25 protein-coding genes and 2 pseudogenes are annotated in these 26874 nt (G+C 66.1%); 8 read left to right on the top strand and 19 right to left on the bottom strand.

The window, feature by feature from the left end; all coding sequences use genetic code 11:
• Positions 1 to 118 precede the first annotated feature (118 nt).
• The gene (locus tag J2T47_RS03485; protein ID WP_253442432.1) at positions 119 to 673 is read left to right on the top strand and encodes a cytochrome b; all 555 of its coding nucleotides are present in this window, start codon (positions 119 to 121) and stop codon (positions 671 to 673) included.
• Positions 674 to 701: 28 nt separating this feature from the next.
• A complete protein-coding gene (locus J2T47_RS03490) occupies positions 702 to 1277 on the top strand; it encodes a YceI family protein (protein ID WP_081519614.1) in 576 nt (191 codons plus the stop codon).
• Between the two features lie 51 nt (positions 1278 to 1328).
• On the opposite strand, the gene J2T47_RS03495 is transcribed toward J2T47_RS03490, so the two are convergent.
• Positions 1329 to 1763, bottom strand: a complete 435-nt coding sequence (locus J2T47_RS03495; RefSeq protein WP_253442716.1) for a MarR family winged helix-turn-helix transcriptional regulator — start codon at positions 1761 to 1763, stop codon at positions 1329 to 1331.
• Between the two features lie 270 nt (positions 1764 to 2033).
• Between J2T47_RS03495 and mexA the strand changes: the two genes are divergently transcribed.
• From mexA to J2T47_RS03510, 3 genes are read left to right on the top strand one after another with little or no spacing between them, the layout of a single operon-like run.
• Positions 2034 to 3191, top strand: a complete 1158-nt coding sequence (gene mexA / locus J2T47_RS03500; protein WP_253442434.1) for a multidrug efflux RND transporter periplasmic adaptor subunit MexA — start codon at positions 2034 to 2036, stop codon at positions 3189 to 3191.
• A 15-nt stretch (positions 3192 to 3206) separates the two neighbouring features.
• Positions 3207 to 6347: an efflux RND transporter permease subunit gene (locus J2T47_RS03505; RefSeq protein ID WP_253442436.1), complete on the top strand. Its 3141-nt coding sequence runs from the start codon at positions 3207 to 3209 to the stop codon at positions 6345 to 6347.
• Between the two features lies 1 nt (position 6348).
• On the top strand, positions 6349 to 7797 hold the full coding sequence (locus J2T47_RS03510) for an AdeC/AdeK/OprM family multidrug efflux complex outer membrane factor (protein ID WP_253442439.1): 1449 nt from the start codon (positions 6349 to 6351) through the stop codon (positions 7795 to 7797).
• Positions 7798 to 8040: 243 nt separating this feature from the next.
• Here the strand turns inward: J2T47_RS03510 and J2T47_RS03515 are convergent, their stop codons facing one another.
• From J2T47_RS03515 to ubiE, 14 genes and pseudogenes are all read right to left on the bottom strand, one after another.
• Positions 8041 to 8475: a UPF0158 family protein gene (locus J2T47_RS03515; RefSeq protein ID WP_253442441.1), complete on the bottom strand. Its 435-nt coding sequence runs from the start codon at positions 8473 to 8475 to the stop codon at positions 8041 to 8043.
• 100 nt (positions 8476 to 8575) lie between these two features.
• Entirely contained in the window at positions 8576 to 9448 is an 873-nt protein-coding gene (locus tag J2T47_RS29390; protein WP_437180950.1) for a methyl-accepting chemotaxis protein, read from the bottom strand.
• Positions 9434 to 10522: pseudogene (locus J2T47_RS29395) on the bottom strand (methyl-accepting chemotaxis protein); the annotation flags it as partial. The pseudogene J2T47_RS29395 and the gene J2T47_RS29390, both read right to left, overlap by 15 nt.
• Before the next feature lie 349 nt (positions 10523 to 10871).
• Complete coding sequence (locus J2T47_RS29400; protein WP_405307715.1) at positions 10872 to 11744, bottom strand: methyl-accepting chemotaxis protein; 873 nt, start codon at positions 11742 to 11744, stop codon at positions 10872 to 10874.
• A pseudogene (locus J2T47_RS29405) lies at positions 11745 to 12824 on the bottom strand (methyl-accepting chemotaxis protein); the annotation flags it as partial.
• 145 nt (positions 12825 to 12969) lie between these two features.
• On the bottom strand, positions 12970 to 13677 hold the full coding sequence (locus J2T47_RS03530; protein ID WP_253442447.1) for a 16S rRNA (uracil(1498)-N(3))-methyltransferase: 708 nt from the start codon (positions 13675 to 13677) through the stop codon (positions 12970 to 12972).
• Positions 13674 to 14468, bottom strand: coding sequence for a twin-arginine translocase subunit TatC (gene tatC, locus J2T47_RS03535; RefSeq protein ID WP_253442449.1), 795 nt, complete (start codon positions 14466 to 14468; stop codon positions 13674 to 13676). The genes J2T47_RS03530 and tatC overlap by 4 nt, the downstream gene beginning before the upstream one ends.
• Positions 14465 to 14968 (bottom strand): Sec-independent protein translocase protein TatB, encoded by a 504-nt coding sequence (gene tatB, locus J2T47_RS03540; RefSeq protein WP_253442451.1) that lies wholly within the window; start codon positions 14966 to 14968, stop codon positions 14465 to 14467. The genes tatC and tatB overlap by 4 nt, the downstream gene beginning before the upstream one ends.
• Positions 14969 to 14971: 3 nt before the next feature.
• Entirely contained in the window at positions 14972 to 15220 is a 249-nt protein-coding gene (locus J2T47_RS03545; protein WP_045212903.1) for a twin-arginine translocase TatA/TatE family subunit, read from the bottom strand.
• Positions 15221 to 15247: 27 nt separating this feature from the next.
• Positions 15248 to 15586, bottom strand: a complete 339-nt coding sequence (locus tag J2T47_RS03550) for a phosphoribosyl-ATP diphosphatase (RefSeq protein WP_065086256.1) — start codon at positions 15584 to 15586, stop codon at positions 15248 to 15250.
• Positions 15576 to 15989, bottom strand: coding sequence for a phosphoribosyl-AMP cyclohydrolase (gene hisI / locus J2T47_RS03555; protein WP_253442453.1), 414 nt, complete (start codon positions 15987 to 15989; stop codon positions 15576 to 15578). Before hisI ends, J2T47_RS03550 begins: the two co-directional genes overlap by 11 nt.
• Before the next feature lie 83 nt (positions 15990 to 16072).
• The gene (gene ubiB, locus J2T47_RS03560) at positions 16073 to 17680 is read right to left on the bottom strand and encodes a ubiquinone biosynthesis regulatory protein kinase UbiB (protein WP_253442455.1); all 1608 of its coding nucleotides are present in this window, start codon (positions 17678 to 17680) and stop codon (positions 16073 to 16075) included.
• A complete protein-coding gene (locus J2T47_RS03565; RefSeq protein ID WP_253442457.1) occupies positions 17677 to 18300 on the bottom strand; it encodes a ubiquinone biosynthesis accessory factor UbiJ in 624 nt (207 codons plus the stop codon). The genes ubiB and J2T47_RS03565 overlap by 4 nt, the downstream gene beginning before the upstream one ends.
• Positions 18300 to 19082, bottom strand: a complete 783-nt coding sequence (gene ubiE, locus J2T47_RS03570; RefSeq protein ID WP_253442459.1) for a bifunctional demethylmenaquinone methyltransferase/2-methoxy-6-polyprenyl-1,4-benzoquinol methylase UbiE — start codon at positions 19080 to 19082, stop codon at positions 18300 to 18302. Before ubiE ends, J2T47_RS03565 begins: the two co-directional genes overlap by 1 nt.
• A gap of 141 nt (positions 19083 to 19223) precedes the next feature.
• Between ubiE and J2T47_RS03575 the strand changes: the two genes are divergently transcribed.
• The 3 genes from J2T47_RS03575 to J2T47_RS03585 all read left to right on the top strand — a co-directional run bounded on the left by J2T47_RS03575 (position 19224) and on the right by J2T47_RS03585 (position 21033).
• Entirely contained in the window at positions 19224 to 19499 is a 276-nt protein-coding gene (locus J2T47_RS03575) for a polyhydroxyalkanoic acid system family protein (RefSeq protein WP_138213081.1), read from the top strand.
• A 168-nt stretch (positions 19500 to 19667) separates the two neighbouring features.
• Positions 19668 to 20078, top strand: coding sequence for a phasin family protein (locus tag J2T47_RS03580; protein WP_253442461.1), 411 nt, complete (start codon positions 19668 to 19670; stop codon positions 20076 to 20078).
• Positions 20079 to 20088: 10 nt separating this feature from the next.
• On the top strand, positions 20089 to 21033 hold the full coding sequence (locus J2T47_RS03585) for a phasin family protein (protein WP_253442463.1): 945 nt from the start codon (positions 20089 to 20091) through the stop codon (positions 21031 to 21033).
• 78 nt (positions 21034 to 21111) lie between these two features.
• Here J2T47_RS03585 and J2T47_RS03590 read toward each other — a convergent pair whose 3' ends face one another.
• The 4 genes from J2T47_RS03590 to phaC (J2T47_RS03605) all read right to left on the bottom strand — a co-directional run bounded on the left by J2T47_RS03590 (position 21112) and on the right by phaC (J2T47_RS03605) (position 26672).
• Complete coding sequence (locus J2T47_RS03590) at positions 21112 to 21726, bottom strand: TetR/AcrR family transcriptional regulator (RefSeq protein ID WP_253442465.1); 615 nt, start codon at positions 21724 to 21726, stop codon at positions 21112 to 21114.
• Between the two features lie 239 nt (positions 21727 to 21965).
• Entirely contained in the window at positions 21966 to 23648 is a 1683-nt protein-coding gene (phaC, locus tag J2T47_RS03595) for a class II poly(R)-hydroxyalkanoic acid synthase (protein WP_253442466.1), read from the bottom strand.
• Positions 23649 to 23991: 343 nt separating this feature from the next.
• Positions 23992 to 24996, bottom strand: coding sequence for a poly(3-hydroxyalkanoate) depolymerase (gene phaZ / locus J2T47_RS03600; RefSeq protein ID WP_253442468.1), 1005 nt, complete (start codon positions 24994 to 24996; stop codon positions 23992 to 23994).
• Positions 24993 to 26672 carry a class II poly(R)-hydroxyalkanoic acid synthase gene (gene phaC, locus J2T47_RS03605; protein WP_253442470.1) on the bottom strand — a complete coding sequence of 560 codons (1680 nt, stop codon included), beginning with the start codon at positions 26670 to 26672 and terminating at the stop codon, positions 24993 to 24995. The genes phaZ and phaC (J2T47_RS03605) overlap by 4 nt, the downstream gene beginning before the upstream one ends.
• Positions 26673 to 26874: the final 202 nt, after the last annotated feature.

Here is a 26874-nt window from a genome sequence, read left to right on the forward strand (position 1 = left end):
GACGGGCGTTTCAGACCGGGATCTATCTTGTCAGTCGATGTTTCAAAGCAGATTTTTCTGCTTTTATTCGATGGATTAACCGCTAGTCTTGAATTCCCGTTTTCAAGGATGTCGATCGATGCAATGGCGTAATTCCCCCGCTCGCTACGGACTGGTCAGCCTGCTCCTGCACTGGGGCAGTGCGCTGGTGGTCTTCGGCCTGTTCGGCCTGGGCCTGTGGATGCGCGAGCTGGACTACTACGACACCTGGTACCACCGCGCCCCGGAAATCCACAAGAGCATCGGCATCCTCCTGGCCATCGCCCTGATCGTGCGTGTGCTGTGGCGCTTCATCAGCCCGGCGCCGCCGACTCCGGCCAACCACGGCAACCTGACCCGCCTGGCCACCAAGGTCGGTCACCTGGCGCTCTACGCCCTGCTGTTCGCCGTGATCATCGCCGGCTACCTGATCTCCACCGCCGAAGGCAAACCCATCAGCGTGTTCGGCTGGTTCGACGTGCCCGCCACCCTGAGCGGCATCACCGACCAGGCCGACATCGCCGGCGTGATCCACCTGTACCTGGCCTGGACCCTGGTGGTGCTGGCCGTGCTGCACGCCCTGGCGGCGTTCAAACACCATTTCCTCGACCACGATGCGACCCTGGTGCGCATGCTCGGTCGTGCCGCGAAATAACACCTCACCCCAAAGGGAGATTGCTTCAATGCTGAAGAAGACGTTCGCCGCTCTGGCGCTGGGTACCGCCCTGTTCTCCGCTGGCCAGGCCATGGCCGCGGACTACAAGATCGACAAGGAAGGCCAGCACGCCTTCATCGAGTTCCGCATCAAGCACCTGGGTTACAGCTGGCTGTATGGCCGCTTCGATGACTTCGATGGTGCCTTCACCTTCGACGAGAAGAACCCGTCCGCCGACAAGGTCAAGGTGACCATCAACACCAACAGCGTGAACTCCAACCACGCCGAGCGTGACAAGCACCTGCGCAGCGCGGACTTCCTCAACGTTTCGAAGAACCCGACCGCGACCTTCGAATCCACCGGCGTGAAGGCCGACGGCAAGAATGCCGAGATCACCGGCAACCTGACCCTGAACGGCGTGACCAAGCCGGTCACCATCAAGGCTGAACTGATTGGCCAGGGCGATGACCCGTGGGGCGGCTACCGTGCCGGCTTCCTCGGCACCACCACCCTCAAGCTGAAGGACTTCAACATCCAGCGCGATCTCGGCCCGGCTTCCCAGGAAGTCGAGCTGACCCTGTCGGTCGAAGGGGTGCGTCAGTAAGACGCAAGGATGCGAAAACGCCGGCGGATGCCGGCGTTTTCGTTTGTGCAGTCAGTCTGCATGGCCCTGCAGGCACTGCCGCAGGAGCTGGGTGAGGGTGCGTTGCTCCTCGTCGTCCAGCGGCGCGAACAGACTGTCATGGGTCCGTGCGAGGATGGCCTGGGTGCGCTCGTCGACACGGCACCCGGCCTCGGTCAGGAACAGCTGGAAGCTGCGCTGATCGCCAGGGTTGCGCTCGCGCCGCACCAGGCCGAGAGTCTCCATTTCGCGGATCTTGCGGGTTACCAGCGCCTTGTCGCGGCACATCTTGCGACCCAGGCTCTGCAGGCTCTGGCCGGCATCGGCGCCGATCAGTTCGAGCAGGCGGATGTCCGGCGGCGTGAGGTCGATGCCCTCCGCACACAGTTGGTCCTGGAGGCTCTCGCGCAAGTGGTCGAGGACCTTCATCAGGGTCTGTGGCAGCTCGGGATTCACGTTGTGGGTCATCGGCTCGGTCACGGTAAGTCTTGTGTAAATCAGGTTGATCGGATCAACCATTTTTTCGTATTTTAGTTGATGTTATCAACTTTGTTCGTCGCCGCGACTGCCTTGCGGGAAACCTACTGTGATATCAGCCATTGGCTAAATCGTTTCAGTAGGTTTCCCTCAGGGCTTTCGGACGTTTACAAACACAGCTGAATGTAAGTATTTTTGCCAGCTTTTCCGGACCGGCAAGCCCACAGCCAACCCGGATGCTTTGCTCACGAGGATAACGATATGCAACGAAAGCCAGCCATGCGCGCCCTGGTTCCGGCCCTGCTCGTCGCCATGGCCACCCTTGCCGGCTGCGACAAGGCCCAGGCCCCGCAGGAGAAACCGGTTCCCGAGGTCGGTGTGGTGACCCTGCAACCGCAGGAAGTGACCCTGAGCACCGAACTGCCCGGCCGTACCACCGCGTATCGCATCGCCGAAGTTCGCCCGCAGGTGAACGGCATCATCCTCAAGCGCCTGTTCAAGGAAGGCAGCGACGTCAAGGAAGGCCAGCAGCTGTACCAGATCGACCCGGCCACCTACCAGGCGACTCTGCAGAGTGCCCAGGCCAATCTGGTGTCCACCCAGCAGCAGGCCGAGCGCTACAAGGAGCTGGTCAAGGACGAGGCGGTGAGCAAGCAGCAGTACGCCGACGCCCAGGCCGCCTACCTGCAGGCCAAGGCCACCGTCGACAGCGCGCAGATCAACGTGCGCTACACCAAGGTCTACTCGCCGATCTCCGGCCGCATCGGCCGCTCCAGCGTCACCGAAGGCGCCCTGGTGCAGAACGGCCAGAGCACCGCGCTGGCCACCGTGCAGCAGCTGGACCCGATCTACGTCGACGTTACCCAGTCCTCCACCGCGCTGATCCGTCTGCGCCGCGAGCTGGCCGCCGGGCAGCTGGAGAAGGCCGGCGACAACGCCGCCAAGGTCAAGCTGTACCTGGAAGACGGCTCCGAATACCCCGTCGAGGGCAAGCTGGAGTTCTCCGAGGTCTCGGTTGACCAGGGCACCGGCTCGGTGACCGTGCGCGCCATCTTCCCCAACCCGAACAAGGAGCTGCTGCCGGGGATGTTCGTCCATGCGCAGCTGGAAGAGGGCATCAAGAAGCAGGCCATCCTGGCGCCGCAGCAGGGCGTGACCCGTGACTTCCGTGGCATGGCCACCGCACTGGTGCTCAACGCCGAGGACAAGGTCGAGCTGCGCACCATCAAGGCCGACCGCACCGTCGGTGCCTATTGGCTGGTCAGCGATGGCCTGAAGGCCGGCGACCGCCTGATCACCGAAGGCCTGCAGTACGTCCAGCCGGGCGCCCAGGCCAAGGCCGTACCCGCGAAGAACGTGGCGCCCACCGCGGGTGCCGCGGACAAGCCCGCCGCCGCTCAACCGGCCAAGCAGGGTTAATCAAGGGGATTCGTAATGTCGAAGTTTTTCATTGACCGGCCCATCTTCGCCTGGGTGATCGCCCTGGTGATCATGCTGGCGGGCGGTCTGTCGATCCTCAAGTTGCCGGTGAACCAGTACCCGGCCATTGCGCCGCCGGCCATCGCCATCCAGGTGAGCTACCCGGGCGCCTCCGCCGAGACGGTGCAGGACACCGTGGTGCAGGTCATCGAGCAGCAGATGAACGGTCTCGACCATCTGCGCTATATCTCCTCGGAGTCCAACTCCGACGGCAGCATGACCATCACCGTGACCTTCGACCAGGGCACCAGCCCTGACATCGCCCAGGTCCAGGTGCAGAACAAGCTGCAGCTGGCCACGCCGCTCCTGCCGCAGGAAGTGCAGCAGCAGGGCATCCGCGTGACCAAGGCGGTGAAGAACTTCCTGATGGTGGTCGGCGTCGTCTCCGAAGACGGCAGCATGACCAAGGAAGACCTGTCGAACTACATCGTCTCCAACATCCAGGACCCGCTGTCGCGGACCGCTGGTGTGGGTGACTTCCAGGTGTTCGGTTCGCAGTACGCCATGCGCATCTGGCTGGACCCGGCGAAGCTCAACAGCTTCCAGATGACCCCGGGCGACGTGAAGACAGCGATCCAGGCGCAGAACGTGCAGATCTCCTCCGGCCAGCTGGGCGGCCTGCCCGCGGTGAAGGGCCAGCAGCTCAACGCCACCATCATCGGCAAGACCCGCCTGCAGAGCGCCGAGCAATTCAAGGACATCCTGCTCAAGGTCAACGCCGACGGCTCCCAGGTTCGCCTGAAGGACGTCGCCGATGTGGCCCTGGGCGGCCAGGACTACAGCATCAACGCCCAGTTCAACGGCAAGCCGGCCTCGGGCATCGCGATCAAGCTGGCCACCGGCGCCAACGCGCTGGATACCGCCAAGTCGATCCGCGCCACCCTGGCCACGCTGGAGCCGTTCTTCCCGCAGGGCATGAAGATCGTCTACCCGTACGACACCACGCCGGTGGTCTCCGCCTCCATCCATGAGGTGGTGAAGACCCTGGGCGAAGCGATCCTGCTGGTGTTCCTGGTGATGTACCTGTTCCTGCAGAACTTCCGCGCCACGCTGATCCCGACGATCGCCGTGCCGGTGGTCCTGCTCGGCACCTTCGGCGTACTCGCCGCCTTCGGCTTCTCGATCAACACCCTGACCATGTTCGGCATGGTGCTGGCGATCGGCCTGTTGGTGGACGACGCCATCGTGGTGGTGGAAAACGTCGAGCGGGTGATGGCCGAGGAAGGCCTGTCGCCCCGCGAGGCGGCGCGCAAGTCCATGGGCCAGATCCAGGGCGCGCTGGTGGGTATCGCCCTGGTGCTCTCGGCGGTGTTCCTGCCGATGGCCTTCTTCGGCGGCTCCACCGGGGTGATCTACCGCCAGTTCTCCATCACCATCGTCTCGGCCATGGCCCTGTCGGTACTGGTGGCCCTGGTGCTGACCCCGGCGCTCTGCGCCACCATGCTCAAGCCCATCGAGAAGGGCGACCACGGCGAACACAAGCGCGGCTTCTTCGGCTGGTTCAACCGTGCGTTCCTCTCCACCACCCACGGCTACGAGCGCGGCGTCACCTCGATCCTCAAGCACCGCTTGCCGTACCTGCTGATGTACGTGCTGATCCTCGGCGGCATGGTCTTCCTGTTCACCCGCATCCCCACGGCGTTCCTGCCCGACGAGGACCAGGGCGTGCTGTTCGCCCAGGTGCAGACCCCGGCCGGTTCGTCCGCCGAGCGCACCCAGGTGGTGGTGGATTCGATGCGCCAATACCTGCTGGACAAGGAAAGCAGCTCGGTGAACTCGGTGTTCACCGTGACCGGCTTCAACTTCGCCGGCCGCGGCCAGAGCTCGGGCATGGCGTTCATCATGCTCAAGCCCTGGGAAGAGCGTCCGGGCGCGGAGAACAGCGTGTTCGCGCTGGCCCAGCGCGCGCAGCAGCACTTCTTCAGCTTCAAGGACGCGATGGTGTTCGCCTTCGCCCCGCCGGCGGTACTCGAACTGGGTAACGCCGTGGGCTTCGACATCTTCCTCCAGGACCAGGCCGGCGTCGGTCACGAAGTGCTGATGCAGGCGCGCAACCAGTTCCTCGGCCTGGCCGCGCAGAACCCGGTGCTGCAACGCGTGCGTCCCAACGGCCTGAACGACGAGCCGCAGTACAAGCTGCTGATCGACGACGAGAAGGCCAGTGCGCTGGGCGTCTCGCTGGCGGACATCAACAGCACCATTTCCATCGCCTGGGGTTCGAACTACGTCAATGACTTCATCGACCGCGGTCGGGTGAAGAAGGTCTACCTGCAAGGCCGCCCGAACGCGCGGATGAGCCCGGAAGACCTGGACAAGTGGTACGTGCGCAACAGCTCCGGCGAGATGGTGCCATTCAGCGCCTTCGCCACCGGCGAGTGGAGTTATGGCTCGCCGAAACTGGCGCGCTACAACGGCGTGCCGGCCATGGAAGTCCTCGGTGAACCGGCCCCGGGCCGTTCCACCGGTGAGGCCATGGCGGCGGTCGAGGATATCGTCAAGCAACTGCCCAAGGGCGTCGGCTATGCCTGGACCGGTCTGTCCTACGAGGAACGCCTGTCCGGCTCGCAGGCCCCTGCGCTCTATGCCCTGTCGCTGATCGTGGTGTTCCTCTGTCTGGCGGCGCTGTACGAGAGCTGGTCGATCCCGTTCTCGGTGATGCTGGTGGTGCCGCTGGGCGTCATCGGTGCGCTGCTGGCGACGTCCATGCGCGGCCTGTCCAACGACGTGTTCTTCCAGGTGGGGCTGTTGACCACCATCGGCCTGTCGGCGAAGAACGCGATCCTGATCGTCGAGTTCGCCAAGGAACTGCACGAGCAGGGCAAGGGCATCGTCGAGGCGGCCATCGAGGCCTGCCGGATGCGTCTGCGCCCGATCGTCATGACCTCCCTGGCGTTCATCCTCGGCGTGGTGCCGCTGGCGATTTCCACCGGTGCCGGCTCCGGCAGCCAGCACGCGATCGGTACCGGCGTGATCGGCGGCATGGTCACCGCGACCGTCCTCGCGATCTTCTGGGTGCCGTTGTTCTACGTGGTGGTCAGTACCCTGTTCAAGGACGCTGCGTCCAAGGAACAGGAAACCACCGAGAAGGGGCATTGATATGAGAAAGTCCTTTTTGTCCCTGGCAGTCGCAGCCGTCGTATTGTCCGGCTGCTCGCTGATCCCCGACTACGAGCGCCCCGAGGCGCCCGTGGCCGCGGCTTATCCGCAGGGCGATGCCTACGATGCGGCGCAGCCGGCCAACGCCGGCGCCGACATCGGCTGGCGCGAGTTCTTCAAGGACCCGCAACTGCAGCGACTGGTCGAAGTGTCGCTGGAAAACAACCGCGACCTGCGCGTCGCCGCGCTGAACATCGAAGCCTACCGGGCGCAGTACCGCATCCAGCGGGCCGACCTGTTCCCGGCGGTGGATGCCAGCCTTACCGGCTCGCGCCAGCGCCTGCCGGCGGACCTGTCGACCACCGGCAGCTCGATGATCAGCAGCCAGTATGGCGCGACCCTGGGCGTTACCTCCTGGGAACTCGACCTGTTCGGCCGCCTGCGCGCCCTGCGTGACCAGGCGCTGGAGCAGTACTTCGCCACCGAGGAGGCACAGCGCAGCACCCAGACCAGCCTGGTGGCCAACGTCGCCAACGCCTACCTGACACTGCGCGCCGATCAGGCCCAGCTGGAGCTGACCCGCAACACCCTGGGCACCTACCAGAAGAGCTACGACCTGACCAAGCGCAGCTACGAAGTGGGTGTCGCTTCCGCCCTGGACCTGCGCCAGTCGCAGACCTCGGTGGAAAGCGCACGGGCGACCCTGGCGCAGTACACCCGTCTCGTCGCGCAGGACCAGAACGCGCTGGTGCTGCTGCTCGGTTCCGGTCTGCCGGGCGACCTGCCCCAGGGCCGCCAGCTGTCCGACGAGTTGCTGGCCACCGTGCCGGCGGGCCTGCCATCGGACCTGCTGCAGCGTCGCCCGGACATCCTCCAGGCGGAGCACCAGCTCAAGGCGGCCAACGCCAACATCGGCGCAGCGCGGGCGGCGTTCTTCCCGAACATCAGCCTGACCGCCAACGCCGGCAGCCTCAGTCCGGACCTGTCCGGCCTGTTCGACGGCGGCTCCGGCAGCTGGCTGTTCAAGCCTTCGATCACCTTGCCGATCTTCAACGCCGGCAGCCTGCAGGCGAGCCTGGACCTGGCCAGGGTGCAGAAGGACATCAACGTGGCGCAGTACGAGAAGGCCATCCAGACGGCCTTCTCCGAGGTCGCCGACGGTCTCGCCGCGCGCGGCACCTTCAACGAGCAGTTGCAGGCGCAGCGCGCGCTGGTGGACGCCACCAGCGAGTACTACCGGCTGGCCGACAAGCGCTACCGCACCGGCGTGGACAACTACCTCACCGTGCTCGACGCGCAGCGCTCGCTGTTCAGTGCCCAGCAGCAGCTGATCACCGACCGCCTCAACCAGCTGACCAGCGAGGTCAACCTGTACAAGGCCCTCGGCGGCGGCTGGCAGGCCACGGCGGCGCAAGCCAAGCCGATCTCCAGCGAGCCGCCGAAAGGCTGAGCCTCACCGGCTGGAAACGACAACGCCGCCCTTCGGGGCGGCGTTTTTGTTGGTGCGTGCGCGGCGAGTCCGGTGCAGGCGATGGCCGATCGCGGACGGCGTCCGCTCCTGCGGCGCCGGTGAGCACGGCACTCGCGCAGCGACGTAGGGCGCATAACCCGGAACGGGTTATCCGCCGTGTTGGCGGCGGATAACGCCCGAGGCGTTATGCGCCCTACGGATTACGCCGGTGTTCGGGGCCGCCTACAGGTAAGCGCTGGGGCTGCGCCCGGCCGGCTGGATCTGGTTGTCCGCCAGCCAGTCCAGCGCGCATTCGCGCAGGCGCTCGCCCTGGTAGACGTACCAGGCCTGCAGCAACTCGGGATAACCCATCAGTACATGGCGGAAGGCCTTGAACGGCTTGCGTCCCTCGATGGCGTTGGCCAGGGCGGAATAGGCGTGGGGTTCGGGCACTTCGCGGAGGAAATCGCGCATCAGGTCCAGCGACTGGCCGCTGCTCAAGGGATCGATGGGCAGCAGGCGCTCCGGCTCACGCTGCAGCAGCTCGGCCAGCTCCGGGTCGGGGTCTTCTTCGGGGATCAGCAGCACCTGGCCGCTGAACAGGTCGAGGTAGTGATCGATACCCTGGGTATCAAGCGCGAAGGCCAGTTCGTCGAGGTCGATGGTCAGCGGGCGCATGGTCACTCTCCCTATATGGCGAGTGACCGATCCTACGCCATGCGCATGACAACTGTCCTGCCGATGTCGGTCGGCGCGGGCGCACCGACCGACTGGCGCGTCACAGGCGGAAGCGGCCCACCTGCAGTTGCAGCTCGTTGCCCAGCCGCGCCAGCTCGGTGCTGGAGCTGGCGGTCTGCTCGCTGGCGGCGGCGGACTGGTCGGCGATCTCGCGGACCTGGACCACGCTGCGGTTGATCTCCTCGGCGACGCTGCTCTGTTGCTCGGCGGCCGAGGCGATCTGCAGGTTCATGCCCTGGATATCGGCCACGGTGCGGGCGATCACCCCCAGCGCCTCGCCGGCGCGGCGGGTCAGCTCCACCGAGCTGCCGGTCAGGCGGCGGCTGTCGTCCATGCGCGTCACCGCTTCCTGGGCGCCGCGCTGCAGGCCGGCGATCAGGCCCTCGATCTCGGCGGTGGAAGACTGCGTACGCTGAGCCAGGCCACGTACCTCGTCGGCCACCACGGCGAAACCACGCCCGGCCTCGCCGGCGCGGGCGGCCTCGATGGCGGCGTTGAGCGCCAGCAGGTTGGTCTGTTCGGCCACCGACTTGATCACGTCGAGCACGCTGCCGATCTTCTCGCTTTCCTTGCGCAGCAGCTCCATGGCCTCGGCGGAGCGGTCCACCTCGGTGGCCAGGCGGCCGATCTGGTTGACCGCGTCCTGCACCACCTGATCGCCCTCGCGGGCCTGCAGGTCGGCCTGCTGGGCGGCGGCGGAGGCCTGCTCGGCGTTGCGCGCCACTTCCTGCACGGTGGCAGCCATTTCGTGGATGGCGCTGGCGACCTGTTCGGTCTCCACGCGCTGGCTGTTCACCCCGGCACGGGTCTGTTCGGTGACGGCGGAGAGTTCGTCGGCGGCGGTGGCCAGCTGGCTGACGCTGCCGCCGATATGGCCGAGCAGTTGCGCCAGGCTTTCGCGCATGCGCAGCATCACCCGCTGCAGCTGGCCCAGCTCGTCGCTGCGCTGCAGGTTGAGGTCGCGGGAAAGGCCCTGGGACAGGTCGCCCTGGGCGATACGTTCGGCCAGTTCCAGGGCCTCGTACAGCGGACGGACGATCTGCCGGTTGATCGCCCAGCCGGAGAGGAAGCCAAAGGCCAGGGCCAGCACGGCGATGAGGATCTGCCGGGTCTTGGCGGCAGCGGTCTCGGCATCATTGCGCGCCAGGGTGTCGTCGTAGAGGCGGGTGGCGGCGGCGAGCAGGGCTTCACTGGCGCTGCTCAGGCTCTTGCGCGCCTGCTGGGTGGCGTTCACGCCGTCGCGGAAGTGCTCGATGCCGCTGCGGTAGTTCTGCAGGTCCTTCAGCGCCGTGTTCAGGCCGTCGGCGGCGCTGGCCGGCAACTGGCTCTGCAGGGCGCCACCGGCGTCGCGCAGCTGGTCGAAGGCGCCGAAGGCGGCCTGTTCGGCGCTGGCCGACTGCTCGAAGACATAGCCGCGCACCTGGTAGCGCACCACCAGCAGTTGCTGGTGCAGTTGGCCAACGGCCCGCGCTCCCTGCAGCAGCTGGGCATCGCCGGGTTGTTCGGCGAGCAGCTCGAAGAGCTGCTTGTCCAGCGCCTCGAAGGCCTGCAGGGCGCTTTGTGCGCTGCCCACCAGGGTGGCGCGGGCCTGGGTACGCTGATCCACCGCGCGGGTCAGGGCGGCGAAGGCTTCGCGGTACTCGCTGACGGCCTGGCGTGCGGCGCCCAGCTGTCTGGCATCGATATCGCTGCCTTTCAGACGCTGCTCGATCAGCTCCAGCATCTTCGTGCTGTGCTGCTCGACGCGCTCGGCCTGGCTGCGGTCGCCGCCCAGCTCGAACTGCAGGCGCGCGAGGTTGGCCTGCTGGCTGAGGTCGTTGAGTTCGGTGATGGTCGCCATCTGCCCGCCGCGCTCGGCCTGGTTGTCCAGGCTGTGCAGGCCGCTGAGCAGCACCAGCAGCGTGAGGAAGAGGAGGATGCCGAAGCCCACCACCAGCTTCAGGCTGACGTTCAGGCGGCCCAGCTGTACCACTAGCCAATCGTACATGTCGAAAACTCCAGGCAGACGTCGCCGCGGGATCGACGGCCCGTGGCTGGCAAGAACGAATGTGCAGAGGCGAGGCGGAATTGTCGGGACGCATCTTCGTGCGTCAGAGGCTATCGGCGGCGAAACGGGAAACTGAAGGCGGGAATATGTCGCGGGGTTTCTGGCGCGGTGCACGGCGAAGCCTGTAGGAGCGAGGGGGACGCCAACGTTATTGCTCGCGAACCACCTTCGCAGCGGGGCTTGTTCGCGAGCAAGCTCGCTCCTACGAAAAGCGAAAAGCCGCCGGGCTGTGTTCGGGGGCGAATAAAAAAGGCCCGCATTGCGCGGGCCTTTTTCGTTAGCGGGCGGATCAGACGCGGAAGCGGCTGACCAGTACCTGCAGCTCGTTGCCCAGGCGCGCCAGCTCGACGCTGGAGGCGGCGGTTTCCTCGCTGGCGGCGGCAGTTTGCTCGGAGATGTCGCGGACGTTCATCACGCTGCGGTTGATCTCCTCGGCCACGGCGCTCTGCTGCTCGGAAGCGGCGGCGATCTGCTGGTTCATCGACTGGATGGTCGACACGGTGCGGGTGATGGCGCCCAGGCGCTCGCCGGCACGGCGGGTCAGGTCGACGGTGCTGACGGTCAGGTCGCGGGAGGTTTCCATCATCTGCACGGCCTGCTGGGTGCCGCTCTGCAGGCCGGCGATCAGCTCCTCGATCTCCTCGGTGGAGGATTGGGTGCGCTGCGCCAGGCCGCGTACTTCATCGGCCACCACGGCGAAACCGCGGCCGGCGTCGCCCGCGCGCGCCGCCTCGATGGCGGCGTTGAGCGCCAGCAGGTTGGTCTGCTCGGCGACCGCCTTGATCACGTCCAGCACGCTGCCGATCTTCTCGCTTTCGCGCTTGAGCTTGAGCACCGACTCGTTGGTGCGGCCGACTTCGCCGGCCAGGCGATCCATCTGGGTCACCGCTTCGGTCACCGCGCCTTCGCCGTCACGGGCCTGGCGATCGGCGGCGGAGGCGGCCTCGGAGGCCTCCTCGGCGTTACGCGCGACTTCCTGCACGGTGGCGGCCATCTCGTTCATGGCGGTAGCGACCTGGTCGGTCTCGACCTTTTGATTGTTCACCCCGGCGCTGGTCTGCTCGGTCACCGCGGACAGCTCCTCGGCAGCGCTGGCGATCTGCGTCACGCCGTCGTGGATGCGGCCGATCAGCTCGCGCAGGGACAGGTTCATGCGCTGCATGCTCTTCTGCAGCTGGCCCAGTTCGTCGTGGCGGTTGGTCGGGATGTCACGGCTGAGGTCGCCGTCGGCGATGCGTTCGGCATGGCCAAGGACGTCGCGCAGCGGAGTGACGATCTGCCCGGTGATGATCCAGGCGGCGATGCTGCCCAGCACCAGGGCGATCAGCGCGGCCAGGCCCAGCAGGGTCTTGGCCTGGGCGACGCCGGCGTCGCGCTTGGCGGTCTGGGTAGCGGTCAACTCGTTGCTCAGCTTCTCGATCTGCTGGCCGGCGTCGCGCATGCGGTCGCGGGCAGCCTGGCTGTCGTTGACCTCGTTGCGGTAGTTGGTCAGCGCATTGCGGTAGGTCTCCAGCGCGTCGAGGGTGGCGCGGAATTCACCGCTCAATTCGGCCGGCGAGGTGCTCATGTCACTCTTCACGCCGTCGATCAGCTTCTGCAGGCCGGCGAAGGCCGGCTGCTCCAGGTTCTGCGCGTCGGTGCTGGTATAGGCCATCACCTGCAGGCGCGCCTGCATGACGCCACGACCGAGGCCGGCGAGGTCCTGCAGGTGTTGCAGGCCCTCGGCGCTGCCGTTGCTGACCAGCTTCTGCTCGGCCTTCTGCATGCCCTCGCTGACGGCGCCGGCGGCCTGGATCAGTACCTGCTTGGCGGCGTCGCGCTCTTCGAAGGACTTCAGCAGCTGGTTGTACAGCTTGCGGTACTCCACGCTCAGCTCATGCTGCTGATCGATGACCCGGCGGTCCTCGGCCTCGGTGAACTTCTCGTTCAGCGAGCGATGGCGCTGGTCCAGCTTGTCCAGCGTATCGACCACCGACTTGGCGTCTTCCGGAGCGCGGGTGGACTGGAATTTCAGGCGGGCGATACGCAGGTCCTTGGCGATCGAGATCAGCTCGGAAATCTCGCCGAGCTTGTCGCCACGGTTGATCACGTTGCCCAGGTTGATCCAGCCGGTGAGGGCGATCAGCAGGGTGAGCAGCAGCACCAGGCCGAAGCCGGACGCGAGTTTGAGTTTGACACTGAGGTTGCTGAACCAGCGAAACATGAAGGCGGCGCTCCAGGGTTGTACGGGGCCGGTACGCATGGCTGAGCAGGAAATGCGCAGAGTGGGAACGACCGGTACCGCTGATATCGGCTTCGCCGCCTGGAACTGAAGTGTTTCGAGTTATTTTTCTGACTGGTGGTTCACGCTGGAGGCCGCGTGGTTACTGGCCTCTAGCCATTTTCCGTTAGTACAGTCGTGCCAGAAGCGCGGTGACGGCAGTCTCGACGCGCAGGATGCGTTCGCCCAGTTGCACGGGGTTCAGACCGGCTTCGCGCAGCTTGTCGACCTCGTAGGGAATCCAGCCACCTTCCGGGCCGATGGCCAGGGTCACCGGCTCGCTCAGCGCGCGCGGGCATTCCGGCCAGGGACCGGGGTGGCCGATCAGGCCCAGGCTGCCAGCGGCCAGGGCCGGCAGGCGGTCTTCGACGAAGGGCTTGAAGCGCTTCTCGATGATCACTTCGGGGAGCATGGTGTCGCGGGCCTGTTCAAGGCCGAGGATCAACTGCTCGCGCACCGCTTCGGGTTCGAGGAAGGGGGTCTGCCAGAAGCTCTTTTCCACCCGGTAGCTGTTGAGCAGCACCAGGCGCGGCACGCCCATGGCGGCGACGGTCTGCAGCACGCGGCGGAGCATCTTCGGGCGGGGCAGGGCGAGCAGCAGGGTGAGCGGCAGCTTGGCCGGCGGGGCTTGCTCGAAGCTGACCTGCAACTCGGCCTCGTTGGCTTCCAGGCGCAGCAGACGGCCTTCGCCCATCAGGCCGCCAAGGCGACCGACGCGCATCCGGTCGCCGCTTTCGGCGCGGTGGACTTCCTGCAGGTGGGTCAGGCGGCGGTCGCGCAGGATCACGCGGTCCGCCGCCACGAAGTCGGCGTCGGCGAGGAGCAGCAGGTTCACGAGCGGGTGGCCGGAGGCTGGTCGCCCTTGGACTCTTCTTCCTCTTCCGGGCCACGCTTGCGGATCAGGTGGCTGAACAGCACGCCGGCCTCGAACAGCAACCACATCGGTACTGCCAGCAAGGTCTGCGACAGCGGGTCCGGCGGGGTGAGGATCATGCCGACGACGAAGCAGCCGATGATCACGTAGGGGCGGATCTTCTTCAGGTAGGCCACGTTGACCACCCCGATCCACACCAGCAGCACGGTGGCCACGGGAATCTCGAAGGCCACGCCGAAGGCAAACAGCAGGGTGAGGAAGTCCAGGTAGCTGTTGATGTCGGTCATCGGCGTCACGCCTTCCGGGGCCGAGCCGAGGAAGAAGTGGAACATCAACGGGAACACCAGGAAGTAGGCGAAGGCCATGCCGGCGTAGAACAGCACGATGCTGGAGGCCAGCAGCGGCAGGGCGACGCGCTTCTCGTGCTTGTACAGTCCCGGTGCGATGAAGCCCCAGACCTGGGCGAGGATCACCGGCATGGCGAACAGCACGGCGACGATCATGGTCAGCTTCAGCGGCGCGAGGAAGGCCGACGCCGGGTCGATGGCGATCATGGTCGCGCCTTCGGGCAGGAAGCGGCGCAGCGGCTCGGAAGCCAGCGCGTAGATCTTCTGCGAGAAGTACAGCAGGCCGATGAAGATCACGAAGATCGCGACCACGCAGCGCAGCAGGCGCGTGCGCAGTTCGGTCAGGTGTGAGACCAGGGGCATTTCCTGGTCGTGTTCGGGTTGGTCGGGCTTGTCGGCGCTCATGGGGTACGCGGCGTCTCGGGCGAAGCGGGCGGCTGGCTTGCACCAGTCGGTTCAGCCGGCTGGCTGGCTGGCGGCACGGTGGCCGCAGGCTCGGCGGTGGCAGGCGCGAGGCCCGCGCCCGGCAGACTGTTCAGGCGGCTGTTGGGCGCGATGCTCGGAGCCGCGGGCGACTCGGCAGGCGCACTGTGGCCGTCGGGCTGGGCCGGCTGCTGCTGCGGGTTGAAGGTTTCCCGGGCCTGCTCCTGCAGGTCGGTCAGCGGCGCCATCAGCTTCTTGGCTTCCTGCTCCATCTGCAGGATGTGTTCGTTGTGCAGCTGGCGACGGATTTCATCCGCGCCCAGCTCGCGCTCCACTTCCGTCTTGATGGCGTTGAAGCTGCGCTTGAGCCGGCCGATCCACAGGCCTGCGGTGCGCGCGGCACCCGGCAGGCGGTCGGGGCCGAGCACCAGCAGGGCGACGAGACCCACCAGCAGCAGTTCGCTGAAGCTGATACCGAACATGAATCAGTCCTTGCGCGCCGGCTCTTCGACCTTCTGCGCCTGGGCGTCGATGGTGTGCGGCTGGTTCAGCGGCGGGTTGCCGGCGGCGGCGCTCGGGTCCTTTTTCTCGTCTTCCTCGGTGTTCATCGCTTTCTTGAAGCCCTTGATGGCTTCGCCGACGTCCGAACCGAGGTTCTTCAGGCGCTTGGTGCCGAAGACCAGGACCACGACGATCAGGATGACGACCCAGTGTTTCCAGTCAAAGATGCCCATCTTGTTTTCCTCGCAAAGTTGTCGGGTTCAGGCAGACGGCTGGCGCGCGGCTTTCTCGTCGTGCCCGGAAAGGCCGAAGCGGCGGTCCAGCTCGTCCAGTACCGCCTGCGGGTGCTGGCCGAGGGCGGCGAGCATCACCAGGGAGTGGAACCAGAGGTCGGCCGTTTCGTAGATCAGGTCCGTGCAATCACCGCTGGTGGCGGCGTCCTTGGCGGCGAGAATGGTTTCCACCGACTCTTCGCCAACCTTCTCCAGGATCTTGTTCAGGCCCTTGTGATACAGGCTGGCCACGTAGGAGCTGTCCGGTGCCGCATTCTTGCGCGCTTCGAGGACTTCCGCCAGACGGGCGAGGGTATCAGTGCTCATGGGGTTTTCCTGTACCTACGTGGGAGTAGATGACATCCGGGTCCTTGAGGACCGGGTCGACGGTCTGCCAGGCGCCGTTCTCGAACACCCGGTAGAAGCAGCTCTCGCGCCCGGTGTGACAGGCGATGCCGCCCAGCTGTTCGACCATCAGGATCACCACGTCGGCGTCGCAGTCCAGGCGCAGCTCATGCAGCTTCTGCACGTGGCCGGAGTCCTCGCCCTTGCGCCAGAGCTTGCCGCGCGAGCGCGACCAGTAGATGGCGCGGTTCTCGGCGGCGGTGAGGGTGAGGGCCTCGCGGTTCATCCAGGCCATCATCAGCACGCGGCCGGTGCGATGGTCCTGGGCGATCGCCGGCACCAGTCCATCGGCATTCCACTTGATTTCGTCCAGCCAGTCTTTCATCTCGGGTTCCGTACAGCGGGCACGCGCAGTGCCCGGAGCCACTTTGTATAGCGGTTAAGTGTGCCAGCCAGTGCGGCGACTGGCTATCGGCGCAGAATCAGATACAGACCACCGGCCAGCATCGCCCAGGCCGGCCAGGCCGCGAGACTGTGGGTGGCCAGGCCGGTTTCGGCGGCGCCGGCGACCAGCACTGCGCCAATCAGCCGCGCCGGCCAGGCACTGGCCATACCGGCCGGGGTGCCGCTCAGCCGCGCTTCTGGCTGCGGCTCGCGGGACAGTCGCTCCAGCGTGTCGCGGGTCATCTGCGCCAGGTGCGGCAGTTGTTCGATGTGCTGCTGGGCGTTGCGCAGCAGGGTGCCGGGGCTGACGCGCTCGCGCATCCAGCGTTCCAGGAACGGCTGTGCGGTGGTCCACAGGTCCAGCTCCGGGTAAAGCTGGCGGCCCAGGCCTTCGATGTTCAGCAGGGTCTTCTGCAGCAGCACCAGTTGCGGCTGCACTTCCATGTTGAAGCGCCGCGCGGTCTGGAACAGACGCAGCAACACCTGGCCGAAGGAGATGTCCTTGAGCGGCTTCTCGAAGATCGGCTCGCACACGGTGCGGATCGCCGCTTCGAAATCGTTCACCTTGGTTTGGGCCGGTACCCAGCCCGAGTCGATGTGCAGCTGGGCGACCTTGCGGTAGTCGCGTTTGAAGAAGGCGATCAGGTTGCGCGCCAGGTAGTCCTGGTCCTCGTCGGTGAGGCTGCCGACGATGCCGCAGTCCACCGCGATGTACTGCGGGCTCCAGGGCGTGCGGGTGCTGACGAAGATGTTGCCGGGGTGCATGTCGGCGTGGAAGAAGCTGTCGCGGAATACCTGGGTGAAGAAGATCTCCACGCCGCGCTCGGCCAGCGCCTTGAAGTCGGTGCGCTGGTCGCGCAGGGTGTCCAGGTCGGTCACCGGGATGCCGTAGATGCGCTCCATCACCAGCACTTTCGGGCGGCACCAGTCCCAGTAGACCTGAGGCACATAGAGCAGCGGCGAGCCCTCGAAGTTGCGCCGCAGCTGCGAGGAGTTGGCCGCTTCACGGAGCAGGTCCAACTCGTCGTAGATGGTCTTCTCGTAGTCGCTGACCACTTCGGCCGGGTGCAGGCGGCGGGCGTCGGCGGAGATGCGCTCGGCGGTGCGGGCGAGGATGTGCAGCCAGGCGATGTCGGAGCGGATCACCGGCTCCAGGTTCGGCCGGATGACCTTCACCACCACTTCTTCGCCGCTCTTGAGCTGCGCGGTGTGCACCTGCGCCACCGAGGCGGAAGCCAGCGGTTCGCGCTCGAAGCGGGAGAACACCTGCTCGATCTTCGCGCCCAGCTGCTGTTCGATCAGCGCCACGGCCTGTTCCGGCGGGAAGGGCGGCACCTTGTCCTGCAGGAAGGCCAGCTCCAGGGCGATGTCGTCGGGCAGCAGGTCGCGGCGGGTGGAGAGGATCTGGCCGAACTTGATGAAGATCGGCCCGAGGTCCTCCAGCGCCAGCCGGATGCGCGCGCCGCGGCTGAGCTCCAGCGGCTTGCGCGGCAGCCAGCGCCAGGGCAGCAGCCCGCCGAGCAGGCGCAGCCACCAGGGCAGGAACGGCAGTTCGAGGACCATGTCGTCCAGGCGGTAGCGGATGGCTACGCGCTGGATGCGCAGCAGGCGGCGGAAGGCGAGCAGCTTCATGCGTCAGGCTTGATCTTCTGGGTCAGGCGGTTGATCCGCGCGTCGAGGCGGTCGAGGGACATCTTCAACTGGTCCAGTTCGGCGAAGCGCGCTTCGGCTTCGTGCTGGCCGACCAGGCTGCGGCTTTCCTCGGCGAGATAGTCGGCGAGGCTCAGGCGCAGGCTCTCCAGGCTGTCGCCGGCCCAGGCCATGCCGCCGCGCAGGCGCGCGCCGAGCAGGTGCGCGGGCACCGGGCCGAGCCAGCGGGAGACTTCGTATTCCCAGTCCAGCTCCAGGCTCTGGAGGATGTCGGCCAGCTCCAGCAGCATCGCGCTGTCGCCGCCCATGGTCACTTCCGGGCTGTGCAGGACGCGGGTCTTGTCCTTGGCCAGGGCCAGCTGCAGCAGGCTGCCAGCCGGCGCGACCAGGGTGCAGTCGGCCGGCGCCTCGTGGTGCGCGGCCAGGTGCAGGCCGTCGGCGTCGGGCAGGATGAACAGCCGCAGCGCGGGCGCCTGGCAGTCCACCTCCAGCACCTTGCCGGCGAGCCGGCCGAGACGCCGCAGGGCCACGCCGTCGAGCCGCAGCACGCGGTTGACGGTGGCTTCGGCGCTGGCCAGGGCGGCCTGCAGGAACAGGGTCATCAGGGTTTGATGCCGCGGTGCAGGGCGACCACGCCGCCGGTCATGTTGTGGTAGGTGACGCGGTCGAAGCCGGCCTCCACCATCATCGACTTCAGCGTTTCCTGGTCGGGATGCATGCGGATCGATTCGGCGAGGTAGCGGTAGCTCTCGGAATCGTTGGTCACCAGCTTGCCCATCAGCGGCAGGAGGGTGAAGGAGTACGCGTCATAGGCCTTGGACAGCAGGCTGCTGGTGGGCTTGGAGAATTCCAGCACCAGCAGGCGGCCGCCGGGCTTGAGCACCCGCAGCATGGAGCGGATGGCCTGGTCCTTGTGGGTGACGTTGCGCAGACCGAAGGCGATGGTCACCGCGTCGAAGTAGTTGTCGGGGAACGGCAGCTTCTCGGCGTCGGCCTGGACGAAGTTGACGTTGCCGGCGACGCCGCTGTCGAGCAGCTTGTCGCGGCCGACCTTGAGCATCGAGGCGTTGATGTCGGCCAGCACCACTTCGCCGGTCGGGCCGACCAGGCGGGAGAACTGGCGGGTCAGGTCGCCGGTGCCGCCGGCGATGTCCAGCACCCGGTTGCCGGCGCGCACGCCGGACAGCTCGATGGTGAAACGCTTCCACAGACGGTGGACGCCACCGGACATCAGGTCGTTCATCAGGTCGTACTTGGCGGCGACCGAGTGGAATACTTCGGCGACCTTCTCGGCCTTCTCGCTCTCACGCACGGTCTTGTAGCCGAAGTGCGTGGTGGGATCGGCGCCGTCCTGGCCGGCTTGGGGCTTGCGCGGTTCGCTCATGGCGTTTGTACCCTGGAAGTCAGTGGCGGGCATTCTAACAGGAAGCACGGAAAACGCCGCCCCGGTGACCGTGGCGGCAGGGTGCGGCGATACGGCGCGGCGCGTATGATCGGCAGCGTCAGTCAATCGCGGAGTTCCAGCATGTCCCGTATCCACGTCGAACGTTCCCACTCCCTCGGCCTCGAAGCCGCCCGCGCCAAGGCGGAAAAGCTCGCCGACAAGCTCACCCGCGAGCACGGCGTGAGCAGCGAGTGGCAGGGCGACACCCTGCTGTTCAAGCGCAGCGGCGTGGACGGGCGCATCGAAGTGGGCGCGGACAAGGTCGCGGTGGACGTGAAGCTGGGCCTGATGCTCTCGGCCATGGGCGGCCTGCTCAAGGGCGAGATCGAGCGCGCGCTGGACAAGGCCCTGGCCTGATCCCTTCCGGCCCCGCTCCCTGCGGGGCCATGCCGTTTCCCGACGGCGCGGGCTTTCCCGCAAAGCCTGGTATGTGTTTTCTAATTTTCCCCGATACCTTGGCCCACAGTCCCGCCTTTCGCGGGCAGCTATTCGACATCATCGAATCCGACTCTGTGAGGTGCCACCATGGCCAAGGCTGTCAGCAAGAAGAAAGTCGTAGAACTCGAATCCTCCCTCTATACCGATGCCAAGCACTACGCCCGGCAGATCTGGCTCGCAGGCCTGGGCACCTACGCCAAGGTCGGCCAGGAAGGCAGCGAATACTTCAAGGAGCTGGTCAAGTCCGGCGAGTCCGTGGAGAAGAAAGGCCGCGAGCTGGTGACCACCCAGATCGACGCCGCCAACGACACCGTCAAGGGCCGCCTGCACAGCGTCAAGGCGAAGCTGAACTTCGACAAGATCGAAGCGGCGTTCGACGCGCGCGTTTCCTCCGCCCTCAATCGCATCGGAATTCCCTCCAGGCGTGATGTGGAGGCGCTCTCTGCTAAGCTGGATGAGCTGAGCGCAGTGCTCGAGCGTGTCGCGAGAACCCAATAAGGAGAGCAGGATGGCTGGCAGAAAAACTACCGATAAAAAAGAGTCCGGCTGGATCGGCGAGATCGAGAAATACTCGCGGCAGATCTGGCTGGCCGGCTTGGGGGCCTACTCGAAGGTCAGCAAGGACGGCAGCAAGGTATTCGAGTCCCTCGTGAAGGATGGCGAGAAGGCGGAGAAACAGGCCAAGACCGAAGTCGAGGGTGCGGTGAAAACCTCCACCCGTTCCGCGAAGGCGCGCGTGGATGCCGTCAAAGGCGCTGCGATCGGCAAGTGGGGCGAGCTGGAAGAGGCCTTCGACAAGCGTCTGAACAGCGCGATCTCGCGCCTGGGCGTACCGAGCAGCCGTGAAGTGAAAGACCTGCACAGCAAGGTCGACAGCCTCACCAGGCAGATCGAGAAGCTCACCGGCGTCAGCGTCGCCAAGCCGGCCGCCAAGGCCGCCGCGAAACCCGCAGCGAAAGCCGCCGCCAAACCGGCCGCGAAACCCGCTGTGAAGACCGCGGCGTCCAAGCCGGCTGCCAAGGCTGCGGCCAAACCTGCAGCGAAGCCGGCCGCCAAGCCTGCCGCTAAAGCCGCCGCCAAACCGGCTGCCAAGGCTGCTGCGAAACCCGCTGCCAAGCCTGCCGCGAAGCCGGCTGCCAAGGCTGCGGCCAAGCCCGCCGCGAAACCGGCCGCCAAGCCCGCTGCAGCGAAAGCCGCCGCGAAGCCGGCTGCCAAACCCGCTGCAAAACCGGCTGCTGCCGCCAAGCCTGCCGCTGCGAAACCTGTAGCCAAGCCGGCCGCGGCGAAGAAGCCTGCCGTGAAGAAGCCCGCTGCACCGAAAGCCGCCGCCAAGCCGGCCGCTGCAAAACCGGCTGCCGCTCCGGCCGTCACCCCGGCTCCGTCGGCCCCCGCCGCCGCACCGGCCGTGGCGCCGTCCGCCGCTGCTCCGGCAACGCCGCCGTCCCAGGCCTGATCGGTCTGCTGCAACACCCACGCCCGGCCTCGCGCCGGGCGTTTTCATTCTCTCAAGAGAAAGGCTTGCTGGGGAAAGTCAGGGTGCGAGGTAGCGCTTGGCGAGTCGTTCGGCGATCAGTTGCGAATCCGGGCGCAGGTGCGGTGCCACCAGCATCATCACCTGGAACACCACCTGGCGGACGTCGCCCTGGTGGCCGAGGATGCGCTGGTAGTCGAGGGAGAACAGCAGCGTCAGGGTGATCTGCTCCACCAGTTGGCCGAGGGCTTCGGTATCGCTGAGCAGTTCGTCCTGCGCCTTGAGCTGCGCCAGCAGGGTAGCGAGGGTGCGCTTGAGCTGGTTGAGCCAGGCGCGCACACCGCGGGCGAGCTTGGGCAGGCGCCCGGCGAGGTTGGAGAGGTCCTGGAAGAGGAAGCGGTAGTGGGCCAGGCGCTCGACGATCAGGTGCAGGAACAGCCAGTAGTCCTCGGCGCCCAGGCGGACGTCTTCCGGCGGGTCGAGCAGCGGCGCCAGTTCGTCCTGGAAACGCTCGAACAGCGCCAGCACCAGCGGCTCCTTGCCATGGAAGTGGTAGTAGAGATTGCCCGGGCTGATGCCCAGTTCGGTGGCGATCTCCAGGGTTGAAACGTTGGGCTCGCCCTGCTCGTTGAACAGCTGCAGGGCGCATTCGAGAATCCGGTCGCGCGTTTTCATCCGTGTTCAGGTTCCAGCCGCAGTGGGGCCGACGATAGCTTCGCAAAGCGGCGGCCGGCAATTGCCCGCTCACAAACTTTCGGGGAACTGTAGGAGCGAGCTTGCTCGCGAACCGCCTGGTACCGAGTGTTTCGGCGAGGTTCGCGAGCAAGCTCGCTCCTACGAAGAACAAAGCAGAACAGTGCCACTGGTGGGCGCGGAGCGAACAACCCGCAATGGGTTGCCCGCCCCTGCGTTCGTCAGCGCACGTGCACGTAGGTCCCCGGCGCGGCCTCTTTGGCCGGGTATTCGGCATTGCCCAACTCGAAGTTCACCGGCCGGCGCTCGCCCGAGCGCTCCTGGATCCACTCCAGCCACAGCGGCCACCAGCTGCCTTCCTGGCGCTTGGTGTCGTAGTACCAGGCGCGCGGGTCGGAGCTGATCTTGCCGTTTTCGAAGTAGCAGGCCTTGGGGTTGCCCGGCGGGTTGAGGATGCTCTGGATGTGCCCGCTGTTGGACAGCACGAAGCGCGTCTCGCCGCCCAGCAGCTGGGCCGAGCGGTACACCGCGTCCCACGGGGTGATGTGGTCGGTGATGCCGGCGACGTGGAAGTTGTCCACCGCCACCTTCTTCAGGTCGATGGCGGTGCCGTTGACTTCCATGGCGCCGGGGCGGGCCAGCGGGTTGTGCTTGAAGAAGTCGAGGAAGTCGCCGTGCAGCGCGGCGGGCAGCCGCGTGTTGTCGTTGTTCCAGTAGAGGATGTCGAAGGCCGGCGGCTGCTTGCCCAGCAGGTAGTTGTTGACCCAGTAGTTCCAGATCAGGTCGTTGGGCCGCATCCAGGCGAATACCTTGGCCATGTCGCGGCCGTCCAGCACGCCGTGCTGGTAGGAGCGACGCTTGCTGGTCTCCAGGGTCTGCTCGTCGGCGAACAGCGCGGCCGGAGTTTCCACCTGGCTGTCCAGCAGGCTCACCAGGTAGGTGGCGCTGGCGATCTTGCGCAGTTGCCGGCGCGCCTGCAGGTGGCCCTGCAGCGCGGCGATGGTCAGGCCGCCGGAGCAGGCGCCCATCAGGTTGACGCTGCGGCTGCCGCTGATCGAACGGCACACGTCGATGGCCTCGTCGAGCGCGGTGACGTAGGTCGACAGGCCCCACTCGCGGTGGCGAGCGTCGGGGTTGCGCCAGCTCACCATGAACAGCTGCAGATTGTTCTTCAGGGCGTACTGGACAAAGCTCTTCTCGGTCGTCAGGTCGAAGATGTAGAACTTGTTGATCTGCGGCGGCACCACCAGCAGCGGTTTGGCATGCAGGTGCTCGCCCATCGGCTTGTACTGGATCAGCTCCAGCACCTCGTTGCGGAATACCACCGCGCCGGGCGTGGTGGCCAGGTTCTGGCCGATCTCGAAGGCGCTGCGGTTGACCTGGCTGGGCATGCCGCCGTTGTGCATCAGGTCGTCGAGCAGGTGCCGGGCGCCCTTGAGCAGACTTTGTCCGCCGGTGTTGAACAGCTCCTTGACCGCCAGCGGGTTGAGCAGGGTGTTCGACGGCGAGGCGGCGTCGGAAAGGATCGACAGCAGGAAGCGCGCGCGGGCGCGGTCGTCGCTGTTCAGGTCGCTCTCGTCGACCCAGGCCAGCAGTTGCTTCTGCCAGGCCAGGTAGGCCTGCACCGTGCGCCGGTAGAAGGGATTCAGGCGCCAGGACGGGTCCTGGAATCGAGCGTCCTGCGGGTTGGGCTGCAGCGGCGAGTCGCCGATCAGCACCTTGCCCACCTGCTTGCCGAAAGCCGCCAGGTGCTTGGCCGAATGCACCGGCCGGCGCACGCCCTGCAGCGCCAGCATGCGCAGGGTGGACAGCATGTCCTTGCCGCGCAGGCCGACCATCGCACTCTGCGCATTCATGTACTGGGTGGGGACGGGGACGCTACCCGGCTCAGCTTTCTCTCGCATGAACAGCACTCCATGAAGGGTCCGACCTGACAATGGCGACGCAAGGCCTGTACCAGAATCGGGAAACTCCCGTTGCAGACGCCTGCCGCCTGTTCGAGGGATGTGCACGGGTATCGATGCGAGAGGGCAGCTGCCCGAAAACAGGGCAGCGGATCAGCAGCCGGGCTGCCCTGCGGTCACTTTCGAAGGTGGCCGCAGCGCGGGTCCCGAGTCAGGCGCTACGTGTCGATACCCGTGAACACGCCTGTTTGTTGTTCGGCTCTTTAAAAAAAGTGCCTGCGCAGCGATCGGTCAAGGCAGGATGCCCACTGACTGTGACGAAGCTGTGATGCCGCAGCTGGTCTCAGCTGGCTTTCGGAGTGAAAGGCCGGGGGTGAATGATCGCGCGCTGCCGTTCTTCCTGGAGGAATTTCATGATGATCGGCGCCACGGTTTCCGCGCGGGTCACCAGGAACAGGTGGCCGTCGTCGATCACGTGCAGTTCGGAATTGGGGATGCGCCAGGCGATCATGCGCATGTTGATCAGCGGGATGATCGGGTCATCGTCGCCGGCGAGGATCAGCGTCGGCTGGCGGATCTTGTGCAGCCAGTGGATGCTGGTCCAGCCCAGGCCGGCGAACAGCTGCCAGTAGTAGCCCATCTTGCCGGACGAGCGCACCTTGCTGGCGAAGGCCATGGCCAGCTTGGGGTCGCGGCGGAAGGCGCCGCCGTAGATGTCCGGGGCGATGTGCACACCGTAGGACGGCTGGATGTAGCGCCGCGGGCTGGCCATGCGCCAGAGCACCGCGGGCTTGCCCGGCACCATCACCGCACCGGCGGCAGTGGCGGCGAGGATCAGCTTCTTGCAGCGCTCGGGGTAATCATGGGCGAACTGCTGCGCCAGGGCGCCGCCCCAGGACACGCCGATGGCCGTCACCTGGCCGTAGTCCAGATAGTCGAGCATCCGCGCAGCCAGCTTCGCCAGACCGGGGAAGCGGTACGGCGTACTGGGGGTGGAAGAGCCGCCGACACCGGGGACGTCGAAGGCGATCACCTCCAGGTCCGGGTCCAGCGCGGCGACGAAGGGGAAGACCAGTTCCAGGTTGGCGCCGATGCCGTTGAAGATCAGCAGCGGCGTCATGTGCCTCTTGCCCGGACGCACGGCGGTGCGGATGGTCTGCCCGTCGAGCTCGATGGTGCGGAACTCGAAGGGCTGTGCCGCCGGCGCCTTGCTCGGCAGGATCTCCTCCGCGCTGGGTTTGCTGCGTGCGCGCCGGCTCGTCGGCGCGGCCACTTCCACGGCCTGCGACGCTTCTGGGGTGTTGGCGTCGTCCACGGCGCCGGCTTGCGGGAGGAGTTCTGTTTTCATCGTTCGTGTACGTAGGTTCCAGGGGCGGCTTCGCCGGCCGGGTGGGCCTTGTTGCCCAGGGCGGTCGGTGCCTTGCGCGTCTTGCCCGAGCGCTCGGCGAGCCAGTTCTGCCAGTGCAGCCACCAGGAGTCGGCGTGCTTGCTGGCGTTTTCCTGCCAGGCCTTCGGATCGGCCGAGAGTTCGGGGCCGGTCATGAAGCGGGCCTTGGGGTTGCCTGGCGGGTTGAGGATGCTCTGGATGTGGCCGCTGTTGGACAGGATGAACTCGCACTTGCCGCCCAGCAGACGCGCCGAGCGGTAGCAGGCCTCCCACGGTGTGATGTGGTCGGACAGACCGGCCACGCAGTAGAAGTCGCAGGTGATCTGCTTGAGGTCGATGGCCGTGCCGGAGACTTCCAGGGCGCCTGCGCGGGTCAGCGGATTGGTCTTGAACATCTCCACCAGCTCGCCGTGCAGCGCGGCCGGCAGGCGCGTGGTGTCGTTGTTCCAGAACAGGATGTCGAAGGCCGGCGGCTCGTTGCCCAGCAGGTAGTTGTTGACCCAGTAGTTCCAGATCAGGTCGTTGGGGCGCATCCAGGCAAACACCTTGGCCATGTCCTTGCCTTCGAGGACGCCGGACTGGTACGAGCGGCGCTTGGCGGCTTCCAGGGTCTTCTCGTCGGCGAACAGGGCGATCTGGGTGTTCATCTCGAAGTCCAGCACGCTGACCATCTGGGTGAAGGCGTGGACCTTCTTCTCGCCCAGGGCGGCGTAGTGGCCGAGCAGGGTGACGGTGGTAATGCCGCCGGAGCAGGCGCCGAGCATGTTCAGGTCCTTGGCGCCGGTGATGGCCAGGACCGCGTCGATGGCTTCCTTCAGCGCCTCGATGTAGGTGGTCAGGCCCCACTCGCGCTGCGCCTTGGTCGGGTTGCGCCAGCTGACGATGAAGGTCTGCACCTGGTTGCGCAGGCAGAAGCGCGCCAGGCTCTTCTCCGGCGACAGGTCGAACACGTAGAACTTGTTGATCTGCGGCGGTACCACCAGCAGCGGGCGCTCATGCACGCTTTCGGTGATCGGCTTGTACTGGATCAGCTCCAGCACGTCGTTGCGGAACACCACCGCGCCTTCGGTCAGGGCCAGGTTCTTGCCGACCTCGAAGGCTTCCATGTTGACCTGGCTGGGCATGCCGCCGTTGTTCACCAGGTCCTTGGCCAGATGGGTAAGACCGTCGAGCAGGCTCTTGCCGCCGGTCTCGAAGAAGCGCTTGACCGCTGCCGGGTTGGACAGCGTGTTGGTCGGCGCCATGGCCTCGGTCATCAGGTTGATGACGAACTGGCCGCGGCTGATGTCCTGGCTGGACAGGTCACTGTCGCCGATCCAGGTGTGCAGCTCCTTGCGCCAGGCCAGGTAGGTTTGCAGGTAGCGGCGGTAGAGCGGGTTCTGGCTCCAGGCCGGGTCGTTGAAGCGGCGGTCGTCGTCCGAGGGTTTGAGGTCGGACTTGCCGAGCAGCACGTTCTTCAGTTCGAGGCCGAAATGGGCGACGTGCTTGGCGCTGTGGAACGGCTGCTTGACCGCTTGCAGCAGCACCATGCGGGCAGAGGTGAGCAGGTCCTTGCCCTGAATGCCGATCACCGGGCTGAGGTTCAGGGTGTTTTCCGCGGCTTGCTGGGGTAGATCGCTGTTGTTCTTCTGGGTCATCGGCGACGCTCCATTGTCCTGAGACACATACTGGCGGGGCTCACCTGGGTGACGTAGGGCCAAGTACTTCTCGGGGTTGCGGAACGTGGAGAGGGCTCCACGCGATTCATCTACTTGGCGGCATCACTGGAGGATCAGGAAACCACGCTCTGTGCACTGTAGCTCCGTACATTGCACTGCCTTGGTTACCCGAGTTTCCTTC

The sequence above is a fragment of the Pseudomonas nitroreducens genome, assembly GCF_024170165.1.
Taxonomy (GTDB): Bacteria; Pseudomonadota; Gammaproteobacteria; order Pseudomonadales; family Pseudomonadaceae; genus Pseudomonas; species Pseudomonas nitroreducens_C.

What these genes read in the sequence shown, in the direction of transcription:
- J2T47_RS03510 (WP_253442439.1), top strand. Translation starts at nt 6,349, where the DNA reads ATGAGAAAGTCCTTTTTGTCCCTGGCAGTCGCAGCCGTCGTATTGTCC.
- J2T47_RS03505 (WP_253442436.1), top strand. Translation starts at nt 3,207, where the DNA reads ATGTCGAAGTTTTTCATTGACCGGCCCATCTTCGCCTGGGTGATCGCC.
- phaC (WP_253442466.1), bottom strand. Translation starts at nt 23,648, where the DNA reads ATGCGAGAGAAAGCTGAGCCGGGTAGCGTCCCCGTCCCCACCCAGTAC.
- hisI (WP_253442453.1), bottom strand. Translation starts at nt 15,989, where the DNA reads ATGAAAGACTGGCTGGACGAAATCAAGTGGAATGCCGATGGACTGGTG.
- J2T47_RS03585 (WP_253442463.1), top strand. Translation starts at nt 20,089, where the DNA reads ATGGCTGGCAGAAAAACTACCGATAAAAAAGAGTCCGGCTGGATCGGC.
- J2T47_RS29390 (WP_437180950.1), bottom strand. Translation starts at nt 9,448, where the DNA reads ATGCTGCGCATGCGCGAAAGCCTGGCGCAACTGCTCGGCCATATCGGC.
- J2T47_RS03565 (WP_253442457.1), bottom strand. Translation starts at nt 18,300, where the DNA reads ATGACCCTGTTCCTGCAGGCCGCCCTGGCCAGCGCCGAAGCCACCGTC.
- J2T47_RS03490 (WP_081519614.1), top strand. Translation starts at nt 702, where the DNA reads ATGCTGAAGAAGACGTTCGCCGCTCTGGCGCTGGGTACCGCCCTGTTC.
- J2T47_RS29400 (WP_405307715.1), bottom strand. Translation starts at nt 11,744, where the DNA reads ATGCAGCGCATGAACCTGTCCCTGCGCGAGCTGATCGGCCGCATCCAC.
- ubiE (WP_253442459.1), bottom strand. Translation starts at nt 19,082, where the DNA reads ATGAGCGAACCGCGCAAGCCCCAAGCCGGCCAGGACGGCGCCGATCCC.
- ubiB (WP_253442455.1), bottom strand. Translation starts at nt 17,680, where the DNA reads ATGAAGCTGCTCGCCTTCCGCCGCCTGCTGCGCATCCAGCGCGTAGCC.
- J2T47_RS03515 (WP_253442441.1), bottom strand. Translation starts at nt 8,475, where the DNA reads ATGCGCCCGCTGACCATCGACCTCGACGAACTGGCCTTCGCGCTTGAT.
- mexA (WP_253442434.1), top strand. Translation starts at nt 2,034, where the DNA reads ATGCAACGAAAGCCAGCCATGCGCGCCCTGGTTCCGGCCCTGCTCGTC.
- phaC (WP_253442470.1), bottom strand. Translation starts at nt 26,672, where the DNA reads ATGACCCAGAAGAACAACAGCGATCTACCCCAGCAAGCCGCGGAAAAC.
- J2T47_RS03590 (WP_253442465.1), bottom strand. Translation starts at nt 21,726, where the DNA reads ATGAAAACGCGCGACCGGATTCTCGAATGCGCCCTGCAGCTGTTCAAC.
- phaZ (WP_253442468.1), bottom strand. Translation starts at nt 24,996, where the DNA reads ATGAAAACAGAACTCCTCCCGCAAGCCGGCGCCGTGGACGACGCCAAC.
- J2T47_RS03550 (WP_065086256.1), bottom strand. Translation starts at nt 15,586, where the DNA reads ATGAGCACTGATACCCTCGCCCGTCTGGCGGAAGTCCTCGAAGCGCGC.
- tatC (WP_253442449.1), bottom strand. Translation starts at nt 14,468, where the DNA reads ATGAGCGCCGACAAGCCCGACCAACCCGAACACGACCAGGAAATGCCC.
- J2T47_RS03580 (WP_253442461.1), top strand. Translation starts at nt 19,668, where the DNA reads ATGGCCAAGGCTGTCAGCAAGAAGAAAGTCGTAGAACTCGAATCCTCC.
- tatB (WP_253442451.1), bottom strand. Translation starts at nt 14,968, where the DNA reads ATGTTCGGTATCAGCTTCAGCGAACTGCTGCTGGTGGGTCTCGTCGCC.
- J2T47_RS03545 (WP_045212903.1), bottom strand. Translation starts at nt 15,220, where the DNA reads ATGGGCATCTTTGACTGGAAACACTGGGTCGTCATCCTGATCGTCGTG.
- J2T47_RS03485 (WP_253442432.1), top strand. Translation starts at nt 119, where the DNA reads ATGCAATGGCGTAATTCCCCCGCTCGCTACGGACTGGTCAGCCTGCTC.
- J2T47_RS03575 (WP_138213081.1), top strand. Translation starts at nt 19,224, where the DNA reads ATGTCCCGTATCCACGTCGAACGTTCCCACTCCCTCGGCCTCGAAGCC.
- J2T47_RS03495 (WP_253442716.1), bottom strand. Translation starts at nt 1,763, where the DNA reads ATGACCCACAACGTGAATCCCGAGCTGCCACAGACCCTGATGAAGGTC.